Annotated in this window: 26 protein-coding genes and 1 pseudogene; 21 read left to right on the forward strand and 6 right to left on the reverse strand. The window is 63.3% G+C overall.

The window, feature by feature from the left end:
* The first annotated feature begins 120 nt into the window (after positions 1–120).
* The 18 genes and pseudogenes from Pcatena_RS00980 to Pcatena_RS01065 all read left to right on the forward strand — a co-directional run bounded on the left by Pcatena_RS00980 (position 121) and on the right by Pcatena_RS01065 (position 11,278).
* On the forward strand, positions 121–345 hold the full coding sequence (locus Pcatena_RS00980) for a helix-turn-helix domain-containing protein (protein ID WP_126420814.1): 225 nt from the start codon (positions 121–123) through the stop codon (positions 343–345).
* 275 nt (positions 346–620) lie between these two features.
* Positions 621–989, forward strand: a complete 369-nt coding sequence (gene rpsL / locus Pcatena_RS00985; RefSeq protein ID WP_073296310.1) for a 30S ribosomal protein S12 — start codon at positions 621–623, stop codon at positions 987–989.
* A 63-nt stretch (positions 990–1,052) separates the two neighbouring features.
* Positions 1,053–1,526: a 30S ribosomal protein S7 gene (gene rpsG, locus Pcatena_RS00990; protein ID WP_126420816.1), complete on the forward strand. Its 474-nt coding sequence runs from the start codon at positions 1,053–1,055 to the stop codon at positions 1,524–1,526.
* 24 nt (positions 1,527–1,550) lie between these two features.
* On the forward strand, positions 1,551–3,647 hold the full coding sequence (gene fusA, locus Pcatena_RS00995; RefSeq protein WP_126420818.1) for an elongation factor G: 2,097 nt from the start codon (positions 1,551–1,553) through the stop codon (positions 3,645–3,647).
* 67 nt (positions 3,648–3,714) lie between these two features.
* Positions 3,715–4,023: a 30S ribosomal protein S10 gene (gene rpsJ / locus Pcatena_RS01000; RefSeq protein ID WP_073296301.1), complete on the forward strand. Its 309-nt coding sequence runs from the start codon at positions 3,715–3,717 to the stop codon at positions 4,021–4,023.
* Positions 4,024–4,527: 504 nt separating this feature from the next.
* Complete coding sequence (gene rplC / locus Pcatena_RS01005) at positions 4,528–5,148, forward strand: 50S ribosomal protein L3 (RefSeq protein WP_126420820.1); 621 nt, start codon at positions 4,528–4,530, stop codon at positions 5,146–5,148.
* Positions 5,149–5,191: 43 nt separating this feature from the next.
* On the forward strand, positions 5,192–5,818 hold the full coding sequence (gene rplD, locus Pcatena_RS01010) for a 50S ribosomal protein L4 (RefSeq protein WP_126420822.1): 627 nt from the start codon (positions 5,192–5,194) through the stop codon (positions 5,816–5,818).
* Positions 5,819–6,115 carry a 50S ribosomal protein L23 gene (gene rplW, locus Pcatena_RS01015; protein ID WP_126420824.1) on the forward strand — a complete coding sequence of 99 codons (297 nt, stop codon included), beginning with the start codon at positions 5,819–5,821 and terminating at the stop codon, positions 6,113–6,115.
* Positions 6,116–6,303: 188 nt separating this feature from the next.
* Complete coding sequence (gene rplB / locus Pcatena_RS01020) at positions 6,304–7,137, forward strand: 50S ribosomal protein L2 (RefSeq protein WP_126420826.1); 834 nt, start codon at positions 6,304–6,306, stop codon at positions 7,135–7,137.
* 24 nt (positions 7,138–7,161) lie between these two features.
* The gene (rpsS, locus tag Pcatena_RS01025; protein WP_126420828.1) at positions 7,162–7,422 is read left to right on the forward strand and encodes a 30S ribosomal protein S19; all 261 of its coding nucleotides are present in this window, start codon (positions 7,162–7,164) and stop codon (positions 7,420–7,422) included.
* A gap of 14 nt (positions 7,423–7,436) precedes the next feature.
* Positions 7,437–7,799: a 50S ribosomal protein L22 gene (rplV, locus tag Pcatena_RS01030; protein ID WP_126420830.1), complete on the forward strand. Its 363-nt coding sequence runs from the start codon at positions 7,437–7,439 to the stop codon at positions 7,797–7,799.
* 6 nt (positions 7,800–7,805) lie between these two features.
* Positions 7,806–8,513: a 30S ribosomal protein S3 gene (gene rpsC, locus Pcatena_RS01035; RefSeq protein WP_126420832.1), complete on the forward strand. Its 708-nt coding sequence runs from the start codon at positions 7,806–7,808 to the stop codon at positions 8,511–8,513.
* A pseudogene (gene rplP, locus Pcatena_RS01040) lies at positions 8,513–8,932 on the forward strand (50S ribosomal protein L16); the annotation flags it as partial. The gene rpsC and the pseudogene rplP, both read left to right, overlap by 1 nt.
* A gap of 95 nt (positions 8,933–9,027) precedes the next feature.
* Positions 9,028–9,231, forward strand: a complete 204-nt coding sequence (gene rpmC, locus Pcatena_RS01045) for a 50S ribosomal protein L29 (protein ID WP_126420836.1) — start codon at positions 9,028–9,030, stop codon at positions 9,229–9,231.
* 20 nt (positions 9,232–9,251) lie between these two features.
* On the forward strand, positions 9,252–9,518 hold the full coding sequence (rpsQ, locus tag Pcatena_RS01050) for a 30S ribosomal protein S17 (protein ID WP_073296275.1): 267 nt from the start codon (positions 9,252–9,254) through the stop codon (positions 9,516–9,518).
* An 83-nt stretch (positions 9,519–9,601) separates the two neighbouring features.
* Positions 9,602–9,970 carry a 50S ribosomal protein L14 gene (gene rplN, locus Pcatena_RS01055; RefSeq protein ID WP_126420838.1) on the forward strand — a complete coding sequence of 123 codons (369 nt, stop codon included), beginning with the start codon at positions 9,602–9,604 and terminating at the stop codon, positions 9,968–9,970.
* 14 nt (positions 9,971–9,984) lie between these two features.
* Positions 9,985–10,320 (forward strand): 50S ribosomal protein L24, encoded by a 336-nt coding sequence (rplX, locus tag Pcatena_RS01060; RefSeq protein ID WP_126420840.1) that lies wholly within the window; start codon positions 9,985–9,987, stop codon positions 10,318–10,320.
* 151 nt (positions 10,321–10,471) lie between these two features.
* Positions 10,472–11,278 carry a sulfite exporter TauE/SafE family protein gene (locus tag Pcatena_RS01065; protein WP_126420842.1) on the forward strand — a complete coding sequence of 269 codons (807 nt, stop codon included), beginning with the start codon at positions 10,472–10,474 and terminating at the stop codon, positions 11,276–11,278.
* On the opposite strand, the gene Pcatena_RS01070 is transcribed toward Pcatena_RS01065, so the two are convergent.
* The 6 genes from Pcatena_RS01070 to Pcatena_RS01095 are packed head-to-tail and all read right to left on the reverse strand — an operon-like array spanning position 11,275 to position 18,395.
* The gene (locus Pcatena_RS01070; protein ID WP_126420844.1) at positions 11,275–12,552 is read right to left on the reverse strand and encodes a glucose-6-phosphate isomerase; all 1,278 of its coding nucleotides are present in this window, start codon (positions 12,550–12,552) and stop codon (positions 11,275–11,277) included. The genes Pcatena_RS01065 and Pcatena_RS01070 overlap by 4 nt on opposite strands.
* 12 nt (positions 12,553–12,564) lie before the next feature.
* The gene (locus Pcatena_RS01075; RefSeq protein ID WP_126420846.1) at positions 12,565–14,064 is read right to left on the reverse strand and encodes a lactate racemase domain-containing protein; all 1,500 of its coding nucleotides are present in this window, start codon (positions 14,062–14,064) and stop codon (positions 12,565–12,567) included.
* A 19-nt stretch (positions 14,065–14,083) separates the two neighbouring features.
* Positions 14,084–14,923: a triose-phosphate isomerase family protein gene (locus Pcatena_RS01080; RefSeq protein ID WP_126420848.1), complete on the reverse strand. Its 840-nt coding sequence runs from the start codon at positions 14,921–14,923 to the stop codon at positions 14,084–14,086.
* Positions 14,924–14,938: 15 nt separating this feature from the next.
* Positions 14,939–16,108: a diphosphate--fructose-6-phosphate 1-phosphotransferase gene (locus tag Pcatena_RS01085; RefSeq protein ID WP_126420850.1), complete on the reverse strand. Its 1,170-nt coding sequence runs from the start codon at positions 16,106–16,108 to the stop codon at positions 14,939–14,941.
* 1 nt (position 16,109) lies between these two features.
* Positions 16,110–17,264, reverse strand: coding sequence for a class II fructose-bisphosphate aldolase (locus Pcatena_RS01090; RefSeq protein WP_126420852.1), 1,155 nt, complete (start codon positions 17,262–17,264; stop codon positions 16,110–16,112).
* A 54-nt stretch (positions 17,265–17,318) separates the two neighbouring features.
* A complete protein-coding gene (locus Pcatena_RS01095) occupies positions 17,319–18,395 on the reverse strand; it encodes a LacI family DNA-binding transcriptional regulator (protein ID WP_126420854.1) in 1,077 nt (358 codons plus the stop codon).
* A 293-nt stretch (positions 18,396–18,688) separates the two neighbouring features.
* Between Pcatena_RS01095 and Pcatena_RS01100 the strand changes: the two genes are divergently transcribed.
* From Pcatena_RS01100 to Pcatena_RS01110, 3 genes are all read left to right on the forward strand, one after another.
* Positions 18,689–19,468: an ABC transporter permease gene (locus Pcatena_RS01100; RefSeq protein ID WP_126420856.1), complete on the forward strand. Its 780-nt coding sequence runs from the start codon at positions 18,689–18,691 to the stop codon at positions 19,466–19,468.
* Positions 19,444–20,235 carry an ABC transporter ATP-binding protein gene (locus Pcatena_RS01105; protein ID WP_126420858.1) on the forward strand — a complete coding sequence of 264 codons (792 nt, stop codon included), beginning with the start codon at positions 19,444–19,446 and terminating at the stop codon, positions 20,233–20,235. Before Pcatena_RS01100 ends, Pcatena_RS01105 begins: the two co-directional genes overlap by 25 nt.
* A 121-nt stretch (positions 20,236–20,356) precedes the next feature.
* A complete protein-coding gene (locus Pcatena_RS01110) occupies positions 20,357–21,436 on the forward strand; it encodes an ABC transporter substrate-binding protein (RefSeq protein WP_126420860.1) in 1,080 nt (359 codons plus the stop codon).
* Positions 21,437–21,508 lie beyond the last annotated feature (72 nt).

Genomic DNA, 21,508 nt, shown 5'->3' on the forward strand with positions numbered 1-21,508 from the left:
CCAGTCGTTACCGTTCACAAAATAGTTGTGTAACGAGGCCGTAGCCAAAAGCTACGGCCTCGTTTTTCATATAAGATTGAACTATTGATATAGTTAGGGGCGCAGCTTTGAAGGGGGGCTATGCCTGTAATGAAGGGTGAAACGAGGAACTCGTATCCGTTCGAGACGAAGATGAGCGCCGTGAAGGCGCACGTCGAGGATGGCATGACGTCAGCGGAGGCGATGAAGGCCTACGGTATCAAGAGCAAGAGCGCCTTCTTCCGTTGGTGTGCCACATACAGGGACGAGGGGGAGGATTCCCTCAAGCCTCGCAAGAGGGGGCGCCCTCCCAAGAAGAGGCAGTAGCCTGCTCAAGTAAAAGAATCGCTCCCATTCCGGGGGCGGCCAAGAAGGTGCCACGTGGCGCCTTCATTTTTATGCGCAAATGGGAAACGGAGCGGCCGCCACCGCCTTCGCTATGAGCGAGATGTGGAGATGGATACGCCCGGCACCGTGGCGTTTTGACAAGTATTTCTAGCACGCGTAATCTACCAACTTGCGCCAATTCGGGGCGTGCGTGTGAGCGCCGCCTTCAAATGAGGCAAACGCACAGGTCTAGATAGGTATGAAGGAGAGAGACTTTGCCTACTATCAACCAGCTGGTCCGTCAGGGCCGCACCACGATCAAGAGCAAGTCGAAGAACGCCGCTCTTAAGCACAACCCCCAGAAGCGTGGCGTCTGCACCCGCGTCTTCACCACGACGCCCAAGAAGCCGAACTCCGCCCTTCGCAAGGTTGCCCGTGTGCGCCTCGTGAACGGCATCGAGGTTACCGCCTACATCCCGGGCGAGGGCCACAACCTGCAGGAGCACTCCATCGTGCTCGTCCGCGGCGGCCGTGTCCGTGACCTGCCTGGTGTCCGCTACAAGATCGTCCGTGGCGCCTACGACTGCGCTGCCGTCCAGGACCGCAAGCAGGCCCGTTCGCGCTACGGCGCCAAGCGCGGCTAAGTCCAGCGCACTCGTAATCCCAACGCCCCAAAGGCGGGGCTAGTTTTCTGAAGGAGCTTCAATATGCCGCGTCGTGCATCTGCTAATCACCGCCGTGAGGTCACGCCGGACGCCGTTTACAACAACCGTCTCGTGACGCAGCTCATCAACAAGGTCCTCCTCGACGGCAAGAAGTCCGTCGCCGAGCGCATCGTCTACGGTGCCTTCGACCTCGTCAAGGAGAAGACCGAGTCCGATCCCCTGTCCGTGTTCAAGAAGGCCATGGACAACGTTCGCCCGACCCTCGAGTGCAAGCCCAAGCGTGTCGGCGGCGCCACCTACCAGGTGCCGATGGAGGTCAACTCCCGTCGTGCCACCACGCTGGCCATCCGCTGGATCGTCACCTTCTCCCGCGCCCGCAAGGAGAAGACCATGGCCGAGCGTCTCGCCAACGAGATCATCGATGCCTCCAACGGCGTGGGTGCCTCCGTTAAGAAGCGCGAGGATATGTACAAGATGGCCGAGGCCAACCGCGCCTTCTCGCACTACCGCTGGTAATCGCGCAGGTTAGGGAGATAACTCATGGCAAAGAGCAAGTACACGCTCAAGGACATGCGCAATATCGGCATCATGGCCCACATCGATGCCGGTAAGACCACGACCACCGAGCGAATCCTGTACTACACGGGCAAGACCCACAAGATCGGTGAGGTCCACGATGGCGCCGCCACCATGGACTGGATGGTTCAGGAGCAGGAGCGTGGCGTGACCATTCAGTCCGCCGCCACCACGTGCTTCTGGAAGGACTCCGTCATCCAGATCATCGACACCCCGGGCCACGTTGACTTCACGGCCGAGGTCGAGCGCTCCCTGCGCGTCCTCGACGGTGCCGTCGCCGTCTTCGACGCCGTCGCCGGCGTTCAGCCCCAGTCCGAGACCGTGTGGCGTCAGGCCCACAACTACAACGTCCCGCGCATCGCCTTCATCAACAAGTACGATCGCATCGGCGCCGACTTCTTCCACGCCATCGATACGATGAAGGAGCGTCTGCACGCCAACGCCATCGCCGCTCAGATCCCGATGGGCGCCGAGGACCAGTTCTGGGGCCTCGTCGACCTGGTCACCATGACCGCCTGGGACTTCAAGGAAGACGACAAGGGCATGATCTACCCTGAGCCCATGGACGCCATCCCCGATGAGTTCGCCGAGGTCGCCCAGGCCAAGCGCGAGGAGCTCCTCGACGCCGCCGCCAACTTCGATGACGACCTGATGGAGAAGATCCTCATGGAGGAGGAGATTCCCGTCGACCAGCTCAAGGCCGCCCTGCGCAAGGGTGTCATCGCCAACGAGCTCAACCTCGTCTTCGTGGGCTCCGCCTACAAGAACAAGGGCATCCAGGAGCTTCTCGACGCCGTCGTCGACTACCTCCCCAGCCCGCTTGACGTTCCTGCCGTCGAGGGCACGAACCCCAAGTCCAAGGAGACCGAGACCCGCGAGGCCGACAACAAGGCCCCGTTCAGCGCCCTGGCCTTCAAGATCCAGACTGACCCGTTCGTTGGTAAGCTGACGTACTTCCGCGTCTACTCCGGCACCGCCGAGGCTGGCTCCTACGTCTACAACGCCACGAAGGGCACCCGCGAGCGTCTGGGCCGCATCCTCGAGATGAACGCCCACGACCGCACGGACCGCGAGGCCTGCTCCACGGGCGACATCGTCGCTGCCGTGGGCCTCAAGTCCACGACCACGGGTGACACCCTGTGCGACGAGGCCCACCAGATCATCCTCGAGTCCATCGAGTTCGCCGACCCGGTCATCGATGTCGCCGTTGAGCCCAAGACCAAGGCCGAGCAGGACAAGATGAGCGTTGGCCTTGCCAAGCTGGCCGAGGAGGACCCGACGTTCCAGGTCCACACGGACCAGGAGACGGGCCAGACGATCATCGCCGGCATGGGCGAGCTTCACCTCGAGATCATCGTCGACCGCCTGAAGCGCGAGTTCAACGTTGACTGCAACGTGGGCAAGCCGCAGGTCGCCTACCGTGAGACCGCTGGTCACGCCGTCGAGAAGGCCGAGGGCAAGTTTGTCCGCCAGTCCGGTGGTCGCGGTCAGTACGGCCACGCCGTCATCAACATCGAGCCGCAGGAGTCCGGCAAGGGCTACGAGTTCGTCAACGCCATCGTCGGCGGCGTCGTGCCCAAGGAGTACATCCCCTCGATCGACAAGGGCATCCAGGAGGCGCTCGAGAGCGGCGTCATCGCCGGCTACCCGGTCGTCGACGTCAAGGTGACCCTCGTTGACGGCTCCTACCACGAGGTCGACTCCTCCGAGGCCGCCTTCAAGATCGCCGGCTCCATGGCCATCAAGGACGCCCTCAAGAAGTCTGATCCCGTCCTGCTCGAGCCGATCGAGGACGTCGAGGTTGAGACCCCGCAGCAGTACCTCGGCGACGTCATGGGCAATCTGAACTCCCGCCGTGGCGCCATCCAGGGCATGGAGGACCGCAATGGCACCACGTCCATCAAGGCCAAGGTGCCCCTGGGCGAGATGTTCGGCTATGCCACCGACCTTCGCTCCCAGACGCAGGGTCGCGCGAGCTACACCATGCAGTTCAGCGACTACGAGCCCGTTCCCAAGTCCGTGGCCGACCAGATCGTCAGCAAGGCTGGCGGCAACGCCTAAGTCAGGCCCTTTCGAATACGACCGGTTGTCCGCATGACACGCGTGCAATCGCCGATGGAGGTACCAAGTGTCTAACCAGAAGATCAGGATTCGTCTCAAGGGCTTTGACCACGAGGTCGTTGACCAGTCCGCCAAGCTCATCGTCGACACCGCCCAGAAGACGGGCGCCAAGGTGTCCGGCCCCATCCCCCTGCCCACCGAGCGCAACCTCTACACGGTCATCCGCTCGCCGCACAAGGACAAGGACTCCCGCGAGCAGTTCGAGATGCGCACCCACAAGCGCCTCATCGACATCCTCGAGCCCACGAGCTCCACGGTCGACTCGCTCATGCGTCTCGACCTGCCGGCTGGCGTCGACATCGAGATCAAGCTCTAAGCTAGCGATCTTGTAGACTCGCCCGGAAGCCCCCGGCGCTGACTCGGAAACGCTCTCGCGCGCTTTGCGCGCTGCGGAATGTTTCCTCTGCCAGCACCGGGGGCTTCCTCTGTAGACTCACTTGTTGAGCCGCATCGGGCGACGTGCGAACGGTGGGGGGCTCAGAAGGGCGAGGCGGCAGGTGTGATGACCGAAAGGCCGCCTTACTTTCCCAGATTGAAGCTGCCGTGTAGCAACACATATAGAGATTGTGAAGGGCCTCTCACCTGTGTATACTAGACAGGCTGCGCTTTTAGGGGCATGCTGTGTCGACCTCATATCCACGGGGTCGGGCGTATCCCTCGAACGGGCTCGAGAAGCACACGTGCTTCCGCCGGCAACGCGAGGGACCAGCGCCACAGCCAACGCCCTCACCCGCGTGGCGCAACTGTAGGTTGTGGTCCGCTGGGACCGTGCGCAAGGGGCGTGCGGAAGACCCAAGACCACCGAAGGTAAGGAACGTGTATGGTCAGCACCATCCTCGGCCGCAAGATCGGGATGACCCAGGTGTTTGACGAGGACGACAACGTCGTGCCCGTCACGGTCATCCAGGCCGGCCCCTGCGTTGTCTCGCAGGTCAAGACCGTTGCCACCGACGGCTATGACGCCGTTCAGATCGGCTTCGGCAGCATCAAGCCCAAGCACGTCAACAAGCCCATGGCGGGTCACTTCGCCAAGGCCGGCGTCGAGCCCATGCGCTACCTGCGCGAGGTCCGCGTCGCCAACGGCGAGGAGCACAAGGTGGGCGACGTCGTGTCCGTCGCCGACTTCGCCGAGGTCAAGAACGTTGACGTCACCGGCACCTCCAAGGGCAAGGGCTTCCAGGGCACCATCAAGCGCTGGAACTTCGCCTGCGGCCCCATGACGCACGGTTCGCGCAACCAGCGCAAGCCGGGTTCCATCGGCCAGTGCGCCTACCCCTCGCGCGTCCGCAAGGGTCTGCACATGCCTGGTCACATGGGTGACGAGCGCGTCACGGTCAAGAACCTCAAGCTCGTCCGTGTCGATGCCGAGCAGAACCTCATGCTCGTCAAGGGCGCTGTCCCCGGCGGCAAGAACGGCCTCGTCTCGATCCGCATGGCCTAAGGGCCCAGAGCAACCAAACCTTTAGGCTACCAAGGAGAACATGATGTCCAAGATCGAACTCAAGAACGCGGAGGGCAAGGCGGCCGGCACCGTCGAGCTCGACTCCAGCGTGTTCGGCATCGAGCCGAACATCCCCGTTATCCACCAGGTCGTGACCGTGCAGCTCGGCAACCTCCGTCAGGGCACGCACGACACCAAGGGCCGTTCCGAGGTCTCCGGTGGCGGCGCCAAGCCTTGGCGCCAGAAGGGCACCGGCCGTGCCCGTCAGGGCTCCATCCGCGCCACCCAGTGGGTCGGCGGCGGCGTGCCCTTCGGCCCCATCCCGCGCAGCCACAATCGTCGCCTCAACAACAAGGAGATCAAGCTCGCTATGCGCGGCGTGCTCTCCGGCAAGCTCCGCGACAACGAGCTCGTCATCGTTGACGACTACGGCTTCGAGAAGCCCAGCACCAAGCAGGCCGTCGCTCTGCTCAAGGCTCTTGGCCTCGAGGGCAAGCGCGTGACCCTCGTTGTCTCTGACGACGACATCTACACCTACCTGTCCTTCCGCAACGTCGAGACCGTCCGCGTCATCGGCGTCGGCGAGGCCTCTACGCACTCCCTCATCGACAACGCTGCGCTCGTGCTCTCCAGCGCCGTCGCCAAGAAGCTCGAGGAGGTGCTCGCTTAAATGAACTCCGCTTACAACGTCATCATTCGCCCGGTCGTCTCCGAGCGTTCCTTCGACCTCATGAGCCAGAACAAGTACACCTTTGAGGTTGCCAAGCAGGCTCCCAAGGAGGAGATCGCCGCCGCCGTCGAGAAGCTCTTCGGCGTCCACGTTCTCAAGGTCAACACCATCAACGTGAAGCCCAAGACGAAGCGCGTCCGCTACGTCGCCGGCCAGACCCGTTCCTGGAAGAAGGCCATCGTCACCGTCGCTGAGGGCGACAGCATCGAGCTCTTCGCTCAGCAGAGCGCCGAGTAACGAGGCAATCTCGCCCCTGTCCATGAGACGGGGGCGTGTCCGCGCCGCGTGGAAGGATACGCGCGGCACCGTGGTAATCCGGCGTCATCTCGCCGAGGCTACGCGCCGACTCAGTCGGCACATGCCCGAGAGGGTAGGCCTCATCCCTTGAGCGGGATGGCCAACGGAAACAAGAAAGGGAAAGCAACATGGGAGTTAAGCACCTCAAGCCCACCAGCGCAGGCAGGCGCTTCCAGACGGTCTCGGACTTCGCCGAGATCACGACGGACAAGCCTGAGAAGTCGCTGCTCGAGCCGCTGCCCAAGAAGGCTGGCCGCAACAACAACGGCCGCGTGACGACCCGTCACCAGGGCGGTGGCCACAAGCGCCAGTACCGCATCATCGACTTCAAGCGTCGCAAGGACGGCGTGCCGGCCAAGGTCGCCACGATCGAGTACGACCCGAACCGCTCCGCCCGCATCGCCCTGCTCCACTACGTGGACGGCGCCAAGGCCTACATCCTGTGCCCGAAGGGCCTCTCCGTGGGCGACACGGTTATGTCTGGCCCCGAGGCCGACATCAAGCCCGGCAACTGCCTGCCGCTGAGCGAGATCCCCGTGGGTACGCTCGTCCACGCCGTGGAGTTCCAGCCCGGCCGTGGCGCCGCCATCGCCCGTTCCGCCGGCAACTCCTGCCAGCTCATGGGCAAGGAGAATGGCTATGCCATCCTGCGCATGCCCTCCTCCGAGATGCGCCGCGTGCTCATCACCTGCCGCGCCACCGTCGGTGAGGTCGGCAACGCCGAGCACGCCAACATCAAGATCGGCAAGGCCGGTCGTAGCCGCTGGGCCGGCGTCCGCCCGACCGTCCGTGGTACGGTCATGAACCCGGTCGACCACCCGCACGGCGGCGGCGAGGGCAAGAACCACACGTCTGGTCGTCCCTCCGTGTCCCCGTGGGGCAAGCCTGCCAAGGGCAAGAAGACCCGCGACCCGAAGAAGGGCACGAACCGTCTGATCATCCGTCGTCGCAAGACGAAGTAACGCGAGAAGTAGGAGAAAGCACCTATGAGCAGAAGTCTCAAGAAGGGCCCGTTCGTGGAGACTCGCCTCCTTTCGCGTGTCGCTGCGATGAACGAGGCTGGCAAGAAGGAGGTCATCAAGACCTGGTCGCGCTCCTCGACCATCTTCCCGGAGATGGTTGGTCACACGATCGCCGTCCACGATGGCCGCAAGCACGTCCCCGTGTACATCACCGAGTCCATGGTTGGTCACAAGCTGGGCGAGTTCGCCCCGTCTCGCACCTTCCGTGGCCACAAGCAGGCTTAAGGAGGTACTGACTAATGGCTAAGAACACCAACCCGAACTGGGTCTCCGCGACCGCCAAGTATGTCCGCGTCGCTCCGCGCAAGGCTCGCCTTGTCGTCGATCAGGTCCGCAACCAGCCCGTCGCCCGTGCCTTCGAGCTGCTTCAGTTCTGCGAGCGCGCCGTCGCCGTGGACGTCGAGAAGGTCCTGAAGTCCGCCGTGGCTAACGCCTACCAGAACAAGGGCATGCGCCCCGAGACGCTCCAGATCGTCGCCGCCTACGTTGACGAGGGCCCGACGCTCAAGCGCATTCGTCCGCGCGCCAAGGGCTCCGCGAGCCGCATCAACAAGCGCACGAGCCACATCACGATCACCGTCGCTCCCCGAAAGGAGGCGTAAAGCCACATGGGTCAGAAGGTTTCCCCCACTGGTTTCCGCCTCGGAGTCACCGAGAACTGGCGCTCCCGTTGGTACGCCGACAAGGACTACGCCACCACGCTCGGCAATGACCTCGAGATTCGCAAGTTCCTCAACAAGCGTCTTGCCAAGGCTGCGCTCTCCCGCGTTGAGATCGACCGCGCCGGCGACAAGGTGAAGGTCACCATCTACACCGGCCGTCCCGGCATCGTCATCGGCAAGAAGGGCTCCGAGATCGACGGCCTTCGCTCCGAGCTCGAGAAGATCGCCAAGGTCGGCAAGGGCCAGGTCAACGTCGACGTCATCGAGGTCAAGCGCCCCGAGCTCGACGCCTCCCTCGTTGCCCAGAACGTCGCTGACCAGCTCGAGCAGCGCATCGCCTTCCGTCGCGCCATGCGCAAGGCCGTGCAGTCTGCCCGCAAGGCCGGTGCCAAGGGCATCCGCATCCAGTGCTCCGGCCGTCTCGGCGGCGCCGAGCTCGGTCGCCGCGAGTGGTACCGCGAGGGTCGCGTGCCCCTGCACACCCTGCGTGCCTGCATCGACTTCGGCGAGGCCACCGCTCGCACCACCATGGGCGCCTGCGGCGTGAAGGTCTGGATCTACGTTGGCGAGAAGCTCCCCGGCCAGCCCAAGCCTCAGCCGGCGCTCGAGGGCTCCTCGCGTCCCCGTCGTCGCAATGAGAGGAGGGGCAACTAATGCTGGCTCCTAAGCGTATTCGTCACCGCAAGGTTCAGCGTGGTTCCATGAAGGGCCACGCCAAGGGCAACACCGAGCTGCACTTCGGTGAGTACGGCATCGTCGCCCTCGAGGCCCACTGGATCACCAACCGCCAGATCGAGGCCGCCCGTATCGCCATGACCCGCTACATGAAGCGTGGCGGTAAGGTCTGGATCACCATCTTCCCGGACAAGCCGATCTCCAAGAAGCCGGCCGAGACCCGCATGGGCAAGGGCAAGGGCAACCCCGAGGAGTGGGTCGCCGTCGTCAAGCCCGGCCGCGTTATGTTCGAGATTGGTGGCGTGACCGAGGAGGTTGCTCGCGAGGCCCTTCGTCTTGCCCAGCACAAGCTCCCGATTAAGACCAAGATCATCATCGCCCAGGACGCCGAGGAGCGCGCCGAGGCCGAGATTGAGGCCGAGCGTGAGCTCGAGGCCAAGTGGGCCGCCGAGGACGCTGCCGAAGGCGTTGCCACCCCGGAGGAGGATAAGTAATGAAGCCCGCTGAGATTCGTGCGCTCTCCGACGAGGAGCTCGCCAAGAAGCTTGAGGACGGCCGCGCCGAGCTGTTCAACCTGCGTTTCCAGATGGCCACCAGCCAGCTGGACAACACGGCTCGCGTGAAGAACGTCAAGCGCGACATCGCCCGCGTCCAGACCGAGATGCGCGCCCGCCAGATCGCCGCTGAGGCGAAGTAGAAGAGTCTAGGGAGAAGAACATGAGCGATACCGAGGCTCGCAACAGCCGCAAGGTGCGCGTGGGCGTCGTCACCTCCATCTCCGGTGCCAAGTCCATCACCGTGAAGATCGACAACCGCAAGCGTCACCCCAAGTACGGCAAGATGATTACCGTCACCAAGAAGCTCCACGCCCACGACGAGAACGAGGTCGCGCACGTCGGCGACACCGTCAAGGTCATGGAGACGCGTCCCCTGTCCAAGACGAAGCGTTGGCGCCTCGTCGAGGTCGTTGAGGCCGCCAAGTAACAGCCAAGGCCATCTTTCAACCCATGTGCGCCGCACGTGAGGGCGCACCTCTGGGTTGGATGAGCTTCTGAAAGGGATTTGCAATGATTCAGATGCAGACCATGCTCACCGTCGCCGATAACTCCGGCGCCAAGAAGGTGAGGTGCATTAAGGTCCTGGGTGGCTCGAAGCGCCGTTACGCCGGCCTCGCCGACGTCGTGATCGGTGCCGTGCAGGAGGCCACCCCGGGCGGTTCCGTGAAGAAGGGTGACGTCGTTCGCTGCGTCATCGTTCGCACCGTCAAGGAGAACCGTCGCAAGGACGGCAGCTACATCAAGTTCGATGAGAACGCTTGCGTCCTCATCGACAAGGACGGCAACCCGACCGGCACCCGTATCTTTGGCCCCGTCGCCCGTGAGCTGCGCGATCACAAGTACATGAAGATCGTCTCGCTCGCGCCTGAGACGCTTTAGGAGGAGTCGCCACTATGGCTAAGATGAAGATCAAGACCGGCGACACCGTCCAGGTTCTCTCCGGTAAGGACAAGGGCAAGCGCGGCGTCGTCGTGCGCGCCCTTCCCCGCGAGGGCAAGGTCGTCGTCGAGGGTGTCGCCGTCGCCAAGAAGGCCGTGCGCCCCACGCAGGACAACCAGCAGGGTGGCTTCGTGAACAAGGAGATGCCGATTGACGTCTCCAACGTCGCCCTCATCGACCCGAAGACCGACAAGCCCACGCGCGTGGGCTACCGCTTCGAGGAGGACGGCACCAAGGTGCGCGTCGCCAAGAAGAGCGGCGAGGTCATTCCCGACCCCTACAAGAAGTAGGAAACGGGACTTTTGGTCCTTTGCGTACTGGACGCCCGCGGGCTTTGGCTCGCGGGCGTTTTTGTTAGCTTACTTGCATAAAAATGCGGGTCAGAGACGTTAAGTAGTGCTAAGCGACTAAAATAGAGACAGTTAAGATTAGGAGCTCATCATGCCTCTCTCGTACCTCGCTGTCTTCATCGTCGCCTTCCTTGCCTCGCTGCTGGGGCCTCTGTGCGGCATTGGTGGCGGCGTGATCATCAAGCCGGTGGTCGACGCCATGAACGTGATGCCGGTTGCCACGGTCTCTTTTCTCTCGAGCATCTCGGTGCTCACGATGTCGCTTGCCACGCTAACCCAGAATGCCGTGGCAAAGACGTCGACCGTCAACGTTCGCTCTATGCTCCCGCTCGCCCTGGGATCTGCCGTTGGCGGCGTGGTGGGCAAGCTCGTCTTCAATAGCCTCGGGACAATCCTGCCTGATGCCGAGCTGGTAGGTGCTGCTCAGGCCGCGGTGCTTATCGTGCTTACGGCCGTCGTGTTTGTCTATACGATAAGAAGGTCTTCCATTCAGGGTCTTAACGTCCAGGCTGGTGCCGCCAAGGCCGGAATCGGATTCGTCGCGGGTGCCCTGTGGTCGTTTCTCGGCATTGGCGGAGGTCCCTTTAACCTCGCCATCCTCACGTTCTTCTTCGCGATGTATGCCAAGCCTGCCGCTCAGGCGTCCCTCTTCATCATTGCCTTCTCGCAGACGGCGAGCCTCGTCTATTCTCTCGCTGGCGGCGGCATTCCCGAGTTTGCGCCCGTTGCCCTCATCGGTATGTGCGTAGCCGCGGTCTGCGGGTCCGTTGTGGGCAGAAAAGTGGCGAAGAGGGTCAGCACGTCTACCATCGACAGACTTTACCTCTTCGCCCTCGTTCTTATCGCGCTTATCTGCTGCTACAACTTTGCTCGCTTCACGGGGCTCGTCTCCCTCTAGGCCCCACGGAGCGTCCTGAACATGAGCTGCTTGTAGGCCTCGACTCCCGGCTGGTTGAAGGGGTTGACCTCGAGGAGCCTTGCGGAGAGATAACAGCTGAACATGAAGAAGTACAGCAGCTCTCCTAGGGTGTGCTCGTCGAGTCTTTCGAGCTCGATGGTGGGGCAGGGGAGCCGGCGTGCATGCGCGGCGCGCGTGGCATGGAAGCTTGCCTTGTTGATATCCCAGAAGTCCATTCCGTCCAGGTAATCAAAGCCGTCGGCCACGTCCGTGCCGCCCAACACGAGCCTGTCGGACTCTCTGGCCTCGAGGACGTCAAGGAGGGTCTCCATGAGCAGGGGTGTCCCCTCCTGGACGTACTGTCCAAGGCTGTGAAGATCCTCGGAGTATTGGGCGGAAGCGGGGAGCAGGCCGCGGTCGCCCTTGCCCTCGGACTCTCCAAAGAGCTGCTGCCACCAGAGGGAAACGCCCGAGAGGCAGGGTTCGAAGGAGCTGAGCAGCTCTACGCGCATGCCCTCCTCCCAAGCGAGGTGCCTGATCTGGGCGTAGCGCAGCGCGGCGTTGTCCTCAGGGCGCGCCGATGTCTGGCGAAGCCGCCGCTCCTCGTCTCGCGCGCCCTGGACCAGGGCATGGATGTCGATGCCGGCATAGGCAAGGGCGAGGAGATGCACGGGGGTGAACGCCGTGAAGCGCCCTCCCACGTTGGGAGGAAACGTCGTGAACGCATAGCCCTCGTCCGTGCAGAGCTTCTCTAGCTGGCTTTTCGGCGTTCCGCAGCAGACGATGTGCCGAGCTATCTGGCTTGCATCCATGTGGGCGGACATCCACTGCCGCAGCAGGCGGAAGGAGGAGCCAGGCTCGAGCGTCTCGAAGTTCTTCGCCACGCAGTCAATCACCGCCTCGTGGCCCTCGAGGCTTGCGAGCATCTCGTTAAGCGCGCGAGGGGAGAGGGTGTTACCCGCCCAGACAACCTGGTGGGTGGAATCTGGCTGTCCCAGGGCGCGCAGAACGGCACGGGCCGCGTTGTTCGACCCGCCAACTCCAATGAGCACGAAGGTGTCGGTCTCGGCGCGGAGGCGGCTGGCAAGCTCTGCGATCCGAACGAGCTGCTCCACGGAGGCCCATTCGTCCACATGCAGCCAACCCAAGGAGCTGCGATAGCAAACCTCCCCCTTCTGCACCTGGGCGAGCAGCTCGCCCGATGCGCGGGAGGCCCGCGTCACATCGTCGGACGTGACGCGGGCCCCCAGGGAGGCTTCGTTAAGCCTCAGCATGTCTGTTCCCTCCTAGCAGCAGCCGCATGGATGCGCGGGGGCGTCATCCATGAAGTGACTGTTCTGGGATGGGTCCTTCATGCAGAGATGCGGTACGGCGCTTACATAGGCGCCGGGCAGGGCAAGGATGTTGGGGTTGCCGTCGGTGTACTTGCGTGTGGCATCGGCAAGCGCCTCCTCGAAGGTGGGACGGGTCTTGAGCCCCATGGTGCGCGCGATGCCGGGCTTCTGGGCGCCCACGATGTAGGTGGCAGAGAGGTACTTCTCGGCGAGGTTTCCGCACGTCATCATGCTAAAGCCGTGGAAGGGGTGGAAGGCCCCGGCAAAGCGGTACTTGCGGATGTACTCCTGGTTGGTCGCAAAGTACTCGCCGTACTTGATCATCTCGTCCAGGGTGTTCATCTTGTCGGACTGCCACAGCTCCCACTGCTCGCGCAGATACGGCCAGCGCTCGTCATGGAACCACCCGTCGCAATAGCTCGAGATGATGAAGACGGGATGCTCGGAGAGGATTCTCTTGTGGCGAATCACCATGGCGGAGACGCCCTGCATCATTTGGATGGGGTTCGTGCCCATGCCGTCGCCGTAGTGGAACTTCGTGGGCATGCCCATGACAACGATGTCGTACTTCTTCTCGGCCCAGTGTACGTAGGTGCGCTTGTCGGCGGTCTTCCATGCGATGGGCTGCATCTCGGCCGCCCAGCCCGAGTTGATCTCGATCTGGCGGCTCCAGGTGTCGAGCACGGCATCGCAGCAGAAGAACTTCTTGCCCATCTTCTCTTCCATGAACATGCCCTGCTGGTCGAACTTGTCGCGCATGAGGCTGTGCGTGGATACGGGAACGAAGTCCGGACGGCTCATGACCGCTGGCACGTGGTGGGCGGCAATGGAGCGCCAGTGGGTGATTCCGGTGGCGCAGTGCTTGTAGCCGCCCGAGTATCCGCCATAGGGGTTGCCCTGGGTATGGCCGATGAGGATGGCGATGTCTGCCTCATAGACCTTCTTGTTCATGATGACGTGGTCGCCATAGGCGGTGTAGCCCAGGTCAACGAGGTTGTCGTAGTCCTCGGAGTCGTGCGAGGCGATCTGGTTGGTCCCGATGAACTCGTTGTAGAGATCCATGCCAAGGATTTGGCGAGCCTCTGCGTCGCTCGTGCGGGGGTGCAGGCCGTTGGAGAACAGCAGCAGGACGTCATCGTGGTCGACGCCGTTGGCAAACAGCTCGTCGAGGCAGGCGCGGATGGCAACGCGACGATGGGACGTGGGCTGCGTGCCGCCCTTCACGATGTCGGGAATGACGATGACAACCTTGGCGCCGGGGTGGGCGAGCTTGGCGAGCGGATCCATGCCGATGGGGTTGCGGATGCTCTCAAGCGTGGCGTTGTAGAGGCTGTCCCAGTCCTGGGGCAGGCACTCGGGATCCTTGACCGTCTCGCCGGTAATGAAGACGTCCGTGCTGTCGGGCAGCTCGGCACCGAGCTTTCCGGTTCCGTACTCGAATTCGAGATGCATCTGTGTGCCTTTCTCTTCGCTAAGCGTTCAGGTAGAGGTCGACGATCTGGGCGTACTCCTCGGGGTAGAAGCCAATCTCTCCCGAGAAGCGCGTGAGCGCAATGAGGCCGCCGTCGATCTCCTCGATTCCGGCAAGCATCTTGGCGTTGTCTGCCTTGAGGCCTCCGCCGTAGACGACGTCGACGCCTGTCACGACTGACTTGACGAGCCTTGCGACCTTGGCGATGTAGGGGGCGTCTGCGGGCGTCTTGCCGGGGCCGATGCTCCAGACGGGCTCGTAGGCAATGCGAACGTTCTCAAGATCGCAGCCCTCGAGCCCCTCGCTCACCTGGGCAGTGAGAACCTGCTCCCAGGCATCGACCTCCTCGGAGCGCTCGCCCATGCAGAACAGGACCTTGAGGCCTGCTGCCTGCGCTGCCTTGACTTCGCGATTGAGGATTCGGTTGACCGCAGGCTCGATCTGGTCTGCCGTGGCTCCCGACTCGCCCATGATGGCGCGAAGGTTCATGCGCTCCTCGCAGTGACCCACGAGCGTCCAGCCGCAGCCGAGCTGCGTCACCGAATTGGCGGTGCGAAGCGTCGTGAACGCGCCAAAGTTGCCGCCCGGGGCGGTGTCCGCGCCATGGACGCCCTCGGAGCCGATGCCAAGGTGGCTGCCCGCCGCCGCATTGGCGGCACCGATGAGGTGCGCCTCGGGCAGGAAGGCCGCGAACTCGGCGACGTCGGCGTAGGCGTCCGCCACGTCCTTGATGGAGGAGGCCACGGCCTGCCCCCACTGCCCCGGCTCGGCAAGGCGGTTGACTCCGCCCAGCTCCGGTGTGATGTCAAAGCGCTTGAGGTTGAGGAAGATGTGCTTCATGGTGCCTCCAACTCGTTAGACAAAACTCGCGAACCTGCGCAGCGGTTCCCCAAGCAGGGGACGGCACCACGCGCGGAACTCGTCGGTGACGCCGTTGCCCTGCTCGTTGATGTAGGCGTCGGGCAGGGTTCGCTCATCGAGCATGACCTGCTCGATGGGGATGCGCGTGTAGCGAACCTCGTAGGGGCTGGTGGAGAGACGCTCGATGCCCACCATCTTGCCGGAATCGCCGGCAAGTACGGCGCGAACCGCCTCGCGGCCGCACTCGATGGCCTCGTTGCGGTCGATCGTGCTCTGCCAGGGCATGGAAGCCCTGCCCAGAAGCCCTGGCTTCTCCGAGCGCGACTTGTAGCCAAGCTCGGAGATGACGAGTCTCGAGAGGTGCGCCGAGACGTCGCCAAAGTAGGTCGAGCGGCCCGTCTGCATGAGGATGGGGGCCACGGGCCCGCCGCCCGTCTTGTGCAGGCCCTCGCTCACCACCACGACGCCCGAGCCCTTCTCGTCGATGAGACGTTGGCAATCGTCGAGGAAGGCATGCTCGTCGAATTCCCTCTCGGGAAGGTAGATGAGGTCGGGCCCTCCTGTGCCGGATTCGTCTGCCAGGGCGCTTGCGGCGGTGACCCAGCCGGCGTTTCTGCCCATGGCTTCTACGATGACGATGTGGATGGGCAGGCCGCGCACATCGCAGCACACCTCGGAGACGCTTGCCGCCATGTAGAGGGCCGCGCTCGCATAGCCGGGGGCGTGGTCGGTCACGGCTATGTCGTTGTCCATGGTCTTGGGGATGCCCACCACGTCGATGGACACGCCCTCGGCCTGGCACGCGCGCCAGATCTCGCCGCAGGTGTTCATGGTGCCGTTGCCCCCCGTGGGCAAAAGCCAGCGAACGCCGGCGCGCTCGAGGGCATGTGCCAGATCGCGATAGTCGTCGGCCTCGAGCGGCTTCCTGCTCGTGCCGATGGCCGACGAGGGCGACGAGGGGAGAAGCGACAGCTTCTCGGGGCTCACCTGGGCAAAGTCAACGAACGTGCCATCGGTGATGCCACCCATGCCGCCCAGGGCTCCCAGCACCCGTCCTACGCCGGGGGTCTTGAGCGCCTCGTCGACCGCTCCGAAGAGCGACGCGTTGATGACCGCGGTGGGACCGCCGCCGTGAACGACGAGCAGCGCGTCTTGCGTGGCCATGCTAGATCCCGGCCTTCTCGTAGCGCTCGGCCATCTCGGCAAGCGTGGCGACCTCGACCTTGGGGGCCTTGCCAAAGCTGCCAAACTCGACGATGAGCGTGGAGACGGCCTCCTTGACGCCCGCTTCGATGGCGGCCACGAGCGCCGCGCGGTCGTCGTCCTCCACGACGCCATACATGACGGTGTCGAACACCGGCGGGAGGAAGGCGCGGGGATCGGGGTTCTCGGGGTGCTCGAGCAGCAGCTTGTAGACCCCGCCGATGGACTCGCTCTTTTGGAGCTCGGGGCGCTTGGCGAACAGCTCGCGCATGTTGCGCGTTACGGCGAGGCGGATGTCAGTGTCGATGTTGATTTTGTTGATGCCGGCGGGGATGGCCGCCTTGAGCTCGGTCAGACTGATGCCGTAGGCGTTCTGGATGTTGCCGCCCAGCTCGTTGATCTCGTCGACGATGTAGCGCGGGACGGTGGAGGAGCCGTGGCTCACGAGTGCGCAGTCGAGTCCCTCGTGGGCGAGGCACTCGCGCACCGCGATGGGGATCTCGCGACGCAGCTTGACGTCCTTGCCCTTGCTGGGGCCATGCATGGTGCCATAGCTGATGGCGAGCGCGTCGACCTTCGTCTTGCGGACGAAATCGACGGCGGAGAGTGGGTTGGTGTAGGTGCTCGAGGCGGCGAACACGTGGTCCTCTACGCCTGCCAGCACGCCGAGCTCGCCCTCGACGGAGACGCCGCGCGGGTGGGCGTACTTCACGACCTCGCGGGTGAGCTCGATGTTCTCCTCGAAGGGAAGCGACGAGCCGTCGATCATGACGGAGGTGTAGCCGCCTGCGATGGCGGCCTTGACGCTCTCCATGTCACGACCGTGATCGAGGTGCAGCACCACCGGGATGGGGCTGTCCTCGCCATACTTCTTCACGGCATCGCCGATGTTCTTAGCGCCGGCGATCTTGTCCTTCACGGTGCCGTTGGCAAAGTCCGCGCGGCCGCCCATGAAGGCGTTGGCGAGGTCGGCGCCCTGAAGGATGGCGGCGCTCCTCAGGGTCTCGTGGGCCTCGATGACGGCTTTTGCCTGGCATACGGCGTTGACATTGAAGGCTCCCTGGGCGTAGCCACCCTTGCGGGCTGCGTCGAGGACGGGCTTGAGCGGAACGAGCATAGCGACATCTCCTCCTGTTGGGTCCGGGCGAGCCCGGGCGCTTTGTGTACGTGCCTAATAGTTCGGGGCCTGTTGGCCCAGTGGTGCCTCGATGATATTGGAGAGCTTCATGATTCGTGCCGAGGGGACTCCCGTGCGCATGAGGGCGAGGACGTCTTCGGCGCAGGCGGCACCCGCCTCATAGTTGGGCAGCCTCGTGTAGAGGTCTGCAGCGAGCCAGGACTCCCCGTTGTTGGCGAGCTCAGCGTAGGTGAGTCGGCGCCTGGACCCTCGTTGGGTCTCGATGCGGCGGAAGTAATGGGTCCATGTGGCCCAGCTCGAGATGACGGCGTCCCCGTCGTCCACGAGCTCGAGGGCGTTAGCGACGGATGCGAGGAAGCGCTCGGAGAGGCGCAGTCCCTCCTCGGTGTCTGCCCCAACGTAGCGGGCGTCCCACAGCTCGATGTTACCGAGCGTGATGGGGGAGCGTGCGCAGACGAGCTCGACGCCCGCCGCCTCGCACGTCTCCCTCACGCCCTGCTCGCGCAGAGTCTCCTGGGGCTTATCGATGTCGGGCCTGAAGTAGAGGACGCGCTTGCAGCCGCGCGAGAGGACCCGCTCGCAGGACAGGCGGGCGCCGCCAACGTAGTCGAGGTCTACGGTGCTGTAGGAGTCTGCCTGGGTCTGGGTGTCGAACACCACGAGCGGGGCATGCTCGTCGGCGAGGACCTTGAGGCTTCGCTCGTCCGGGCCCTGGTTGTCGGTCCCAATAAAGATGATGCCGCCCACGCGGCCGGCCAGGAAGGCCTCTGCGTAGTCGGCAATGCCAAGATTGTTGATCTTGTTGCCCAGCAGAAGGGCGTTGTAACCCTCCTGCTCGAGCTTGGTTTGGATGCCGTAGGCCATCTGCGAGAAGCGCGGCACGGCCAGGTTCTTGCGTATGACCATGCCGATGCAGGGGCTGTGGTGGTTGCGAAGGGTGCGGGCGTGCGCGTTGGGCGCGTACTTGAGCTTGCGGGCGGCCTCGAGCACGCGCTTGCGAGTCTCGGGGCGGATGGACTGGCCCGGCGTGTTGTTGATCACGTAGGAGACGGTCGCCGGCGTGACATCGGCCTCCCGTGCGACGTCCTTGAGAGTGGACCGCTTGCCCATTTCGCCTCGATTGCCACGGAATAGCTTTTACGTTTAAGTAACCACTAACTATGTACCACGGACAGCGATTTGGTGCCACAAAACTGGTCAAATAACGTTTGCCCCCACAAAACCGCCGTTTACCGAGGTAATCGGCTTGTTGCTTTGTGAACGGTCTGTTTCGGAACGCGAACGGTAAAAAAGGGACGCCTTTACGAATCGTAAGCAAATCCGAAATCTTGGCTGTGGTACAACTCCAATCACTTACTCGTTTAAGTGCTTTTCCGACGTTCCGGAGGAGAAGGAGGCCGTCGTTGAAAAACAAGAAGGAGTCAATCTGGAGCAAGGTGCCAAGCTGGGCTTGGGCGCTTATCTCCCTGGCGCTGGCAGTGGCCTTGTGGCTGCTTGCGTCTAGCAAGTGGCCAGCAGTGTTCGCGCCGCCCCTCAAGGTGTGGGAGGCGTTCGCGAGTCGAGCCGCGAGCGGCATCCTGTGGGCCCACGTCTGGGCGTCCGTCTCCCGCGTGCTCACGGGATTTGGCCTTGCCTTCGTGGTGTCGATCCCGGTGGCGTTCCTCATGGCCTGGTATGACCCGTTCCGTCACGTCGTTGAGCCCTGGATCCAGTTCATCAGGAACATCCCGCCGCTGGCCTACGTCTTCCTCATCATCGCGGCTTTGGGCATCGGCCAGGCCTCGAAGATCACGGTCATCTTCATCGCTTCGTTCCTCGTGATGGTCGTGACCATCTACCAGGGCGTCAAGGGCGTAGACACGACGCTCATCAAGGCGGCGAAGGTCCTCGGTGCCAAGCAGTCCGACATCTTCTTCAAGGTCACCATCCCCGCCTCCACCCCGTTCATTCTCGTCGCCGCGCGCCTTGGCCTGTCCACGTCGCTCACGACCCTCATGGCCTCGGAGATCGTTGGCGGAGACAAGGGCATCGGCATGATGATTCAGCAGGCAAGCGGCTACTACCAGATGGACGTCGTCCTGCTCGGCATCATCCTGCTCGGCATCATCGGAATTCTATTCGAGAAGATCGTCCGCTACCTTGAGAGGAGGTTCACGGGATGGCAGGAAACGGTGCAGCAGTAAAGGTTCACATCGACAACGTCGTCAAGAAGTTCGATACCCGCAAGGGCGAGATGACCGCCCTGAACGGAGTGAACCTTGACATTCACGAGAACGAGTTCGTCTGCGTCGTGGGCCCCTCCGGCTGCGGAAAGTCGACGCTGCTCAACATCATCGGCGGGCTTGAGGAGCCCACGAGCGGCAGCGTCACCGTGGACGGCAAGCCCGTCGAGGGCCCCGGCCCCGACCGCGGCATCGTCTTCCAGCAGTACGCGCTGTTCCCTTGGCTCACGGTGGAGGAGAACGTCAAGTTCGGCCTCAAGCTCCAGGGTAAGAGCAAGGAAGAGTGCGACGAGATCGCCAACAAGTACATCAAGCTCGTCGAGCTCCAGGACTTCGCGAAGTCCTACCCCAAAGAGCTTTCGGGCGGCATGAAGCAGCGCGTTGCCATCGCTCGCGCCTACGCTGTAAACCCCAAGGTCCTGCTCATGGACGAGCCCTTTGGCGCGCTCGATGCCCAGACGAGGACCCAGCTACAGTCCGAGCTGCTCGAGACGTGGGAGAAGGAGCAGAAGACCTGCTTCTTCATCACCCACGACGTCGAGGAGGCCATCGTGCTCGCCCAGCGCGTCGTGATCATGTACGCGCGCCCGGGTCGCGTCAAGGAGGTCGTCGACATCGACATCCCCTATCCGCGTACGCAGGAGACCAAGATGTCGCCCCGGTTCCTCGAGCTCAAGAACCACATCTGGAGCCAGGTCTACCAGGAGTACCTCTCGGTCAGGAAGTAGGGCCGCCGCAAGGCGGGGCGCCTCGGAGCCCAAGCAAGTCTGTCTGGCTTTATCGGGGCCGCGCCCCCGAAAGGAAGAGGAGGACGACGTCCTCGTCCACACACAGGGAAAGGAACCTGTCATGAAGAAGCTCGATACCGCCCAGATGTCCCGTCGCTCGTTCCTGAAGATCTGCGGTTTCGGTGCGGCCGCTGCCGGCCTCGGTCTCGTTGGCTGCGGCGGCTCTGGCTCCACCGCCGCCACGACCGAGGCTGCCTCCTCTGCCGCCACGGCCTCCTATGACCCGGTTACCCTGCGCGTCGCCTTCATGCCCAACCTGGGCTCCGCCGCCACCCTGTACGCCGCCATCGACCAGGGCTACTTCGATGAGGTTGGCATCACCGTCGAGCCCTCCCAGTTCGATGCCGGCCCCGCCGAGATCGCGGCCATGCAGTCCGGCGACATCGACCTCGCCCAGATCGGCCACGGTGCCCATGCGCTGTGCATCGAGGGCCAGGCCAAGATCTTCGCCTTCGACCAGCTCTCCAAGGCAGACTCCGTCGTGGCCAACAAGTCCCACGGCATCGAGAAGGCCGCCGACCTCAAGGACAAGACGATCGCCTTTGCCTCCGGCACGTCCTCTGAGGTCATCCTCAACTACGTCCTCAAGGACGCCGGCCTCACCACCGATGACGTCACCCTCGTCGAGATGAAGGTCGACGGCATGACCACCGCTCTCATCTCCGGCCAGATCGACGCCGCCGCCACGTGGTCGCCCAACACCGTCACGCTCGAGCAGCAGCTTGGCGACGATTACCTCGTCCTGGGCAACAACACCGACTACTCTGACAAGGTCGCCTTCCCCGGCTCCTTCGTCTGCCTGCCCGAGTACGCCGACAAGAACGCCGAGATCCTCGAGCGCTTCGCTGCCGCCCTCGACAAGGGCAAGGTCTACCGTGCCGCCAACATCGACGCCTGCGCGAAGCTCCTCGCCGACAAGCTCGGCCTTCCCGAGGACACGCTCCTACAGTCCACGGATGAGGGCGACTGGCAGGGCTCTGTCGATGCCATCGGCCACACCGACACGATCATGGGCTACTACAAGGCCCAGCAGCAGGTCTTCATCGACAACGGCCGCATCGAGGCCGAGGTGCCCGTCACCGACTACGTCCTCGAGGACGTCATCACCGCCGGCGACAAGCTCTATGAGACCATCAAGTAGCTAACTGGTACGGTATGGCTCGCGCAATCGAGCCATGACACGCGGTCTCCTCGCAGAAGGATGATTCCCCCA

Origin of the sequence: Parolsenella catena, assembly GCF_003966955.1 — a bacterium.
Lineage (GTDB): Bacteria > Actinomycetota > Coriobacteriia > Coriobacteriales > Atopobiaceae > Parolsenella > Parolsenella catena.

Bases quoted from the DNA above. Each gene is read 5' to 3' on its own strand.
- Pcatena_RS00980 (WP_126420814.1), top strand. From the start codon at position 121: ATGCCTGTAATGAAGGGTGAAACGAGGAACTCGTATCCGTTCGAGACG.
- rpsG (WP_126420816.1), top strand. From the start codon at position 1,053: ATGCCGCGTCGTGCATCTGCTAATCACCGCCGTGAGGTCACGCCGGAC.
- fusA (WP_126420818.1), top strand. From the start codon at position 1,551: ATGGCAAAGAGCAAGTACACGCTCAAGGACATGCGCAATATCGGCATC.
- rplC (WP_126420820.1), top strand. From the start codon at position 4,528: ATGGTCAGCACCATCCTCGGCCGCAAGATCGGGATGACCCAGGTGTTT.
- rplD (WP_126420822.1), top strand. From the start codon at position 5,192: ATGTCCAAGATCGAACTCAAGAACGCGGAGGGCAAGGCGGCCGGCACC.
- rplW (WP_126420824.1), top strand. From the start codon at position 5,819: ATGAACTCCGCTTACAACGTCATCATTCGCCCGGTCGTCTCCGAGCGT.
- rplB (WP_126420826.1), top strand. From the start codon at position 6,304: ATGGGAGTTAAGCACCTCAAGCCCACCAGCGCAGGCAGGCGCTTCCAG.
- rpsS (WP_126420828.1), top strand. From the start codon at position 7,162: ATGAGCAGAAGTCTCAAGAAGGGCCCGTTCGTGGAGACTCGCCTCCTT.
- rplV (WP_126420830.1), top strand. From the start codon at position 7,437: ATGGCTAAGAACACCAACCCGAACTGGGTCTCCGCGACCGCCAAGTAT.
- rpsC (WP_126420832.1), top strand. From the start codon at position 7,806: ATGGGTCAGAAGGTTTCCCCCACTGGTTTCCGCCTCGGAGTCACCGAG.
- rpmC (WP_126420836.1), top strand. From the start codon at position 9,028: ATGAAGCCCGCTGAGATTCGTGCGCTCTCCGACGAGGAGCTCGCCAAG.
- rpsQ (WP_073296275.1), top strand. From the start codon at position 9,252: ATGAGCGATACCGAGGCTCGCAACAGCCGCAAGGTGCGCGTGGGCGTC.
- rplN (WP_126420838.1), top strand. From the start codon at position 9,602: ATGATTCAGATGCAGACCATGCTCACCGTCGCCGATAACTCCGGCGCC.
- rplX (WP_126420840.1), top strand. From the start codon at position 9,985: ATGGCTAAGATGAAGATCAAGACCGGCGACACCGTCCAGGTTCTCTCC.
- Pcatena_RS01065 (WP_126420842.1), top strand. From the start codon at position 10,472: ATGCCTCTCTCGTACCTCGCTGTCTTCATCGTCGCCTTCCTTGCCTCG.
- Pcatena_RS01070 (WP_126420844.1), bottom strand. From the start codon at position 12,552: ATGCTGAGGCTTAACGAAGCCTCCCTGGGGGCCCGCGTCACGTCCGAC.
- Pcatena_RS01075 (WP_126420846.1), bottom strand. From the start codon at position 14,064: ATGCATCTCGAATTCGAGTACGGAACCGGAAAGCTCGGTGCCGAGCTG.
- Pcatena_RS01080 (WP_126420848.1), bottom strand. From the start codon at position 14,923: ATGAAGCACATCTTCCTCAACCTCAAGCGCTTTGACATCACACCGGAG.
- Pcatena_RS01085 (WP_126420850.1), bottom strand. From the start codon at position 16,108: ATGGCCACGCAAGACGCGCTGCTCGTCGTTCACGGCGGCGGTCCCACC.
- Pcatena_RS01090 (WP_126420852.1), bottom strand. From the start codon at position 17,264: ATGCTCGTTCCGCTCAAGCCCGTCCTCGACGCAGCCCGCAAGGGTGGC.
- Pcatena_RS01095 (WP_126420854.1), bottom strand. From the start codon at position 18,395: ATGGGCAAGCGGTCCACTCTCAAGGACGTCGCACGGGAGGCCGATGTC.
- Pcatena_RS01105 (WP_126420858.1), top strand. From the start codon at position 19,444: ATGGCAGGAAACGGTGCAGCAGTAAAGGTTCACATCGACAACGTCGTC.
- Pcatena_RS01110 (WP_126420860.1), top strand. From the start codon at position 20,357: ATGAAGAAGCTCGATACCGCCCAGATGTCCCGTCGCTCGTTCCTGAAG.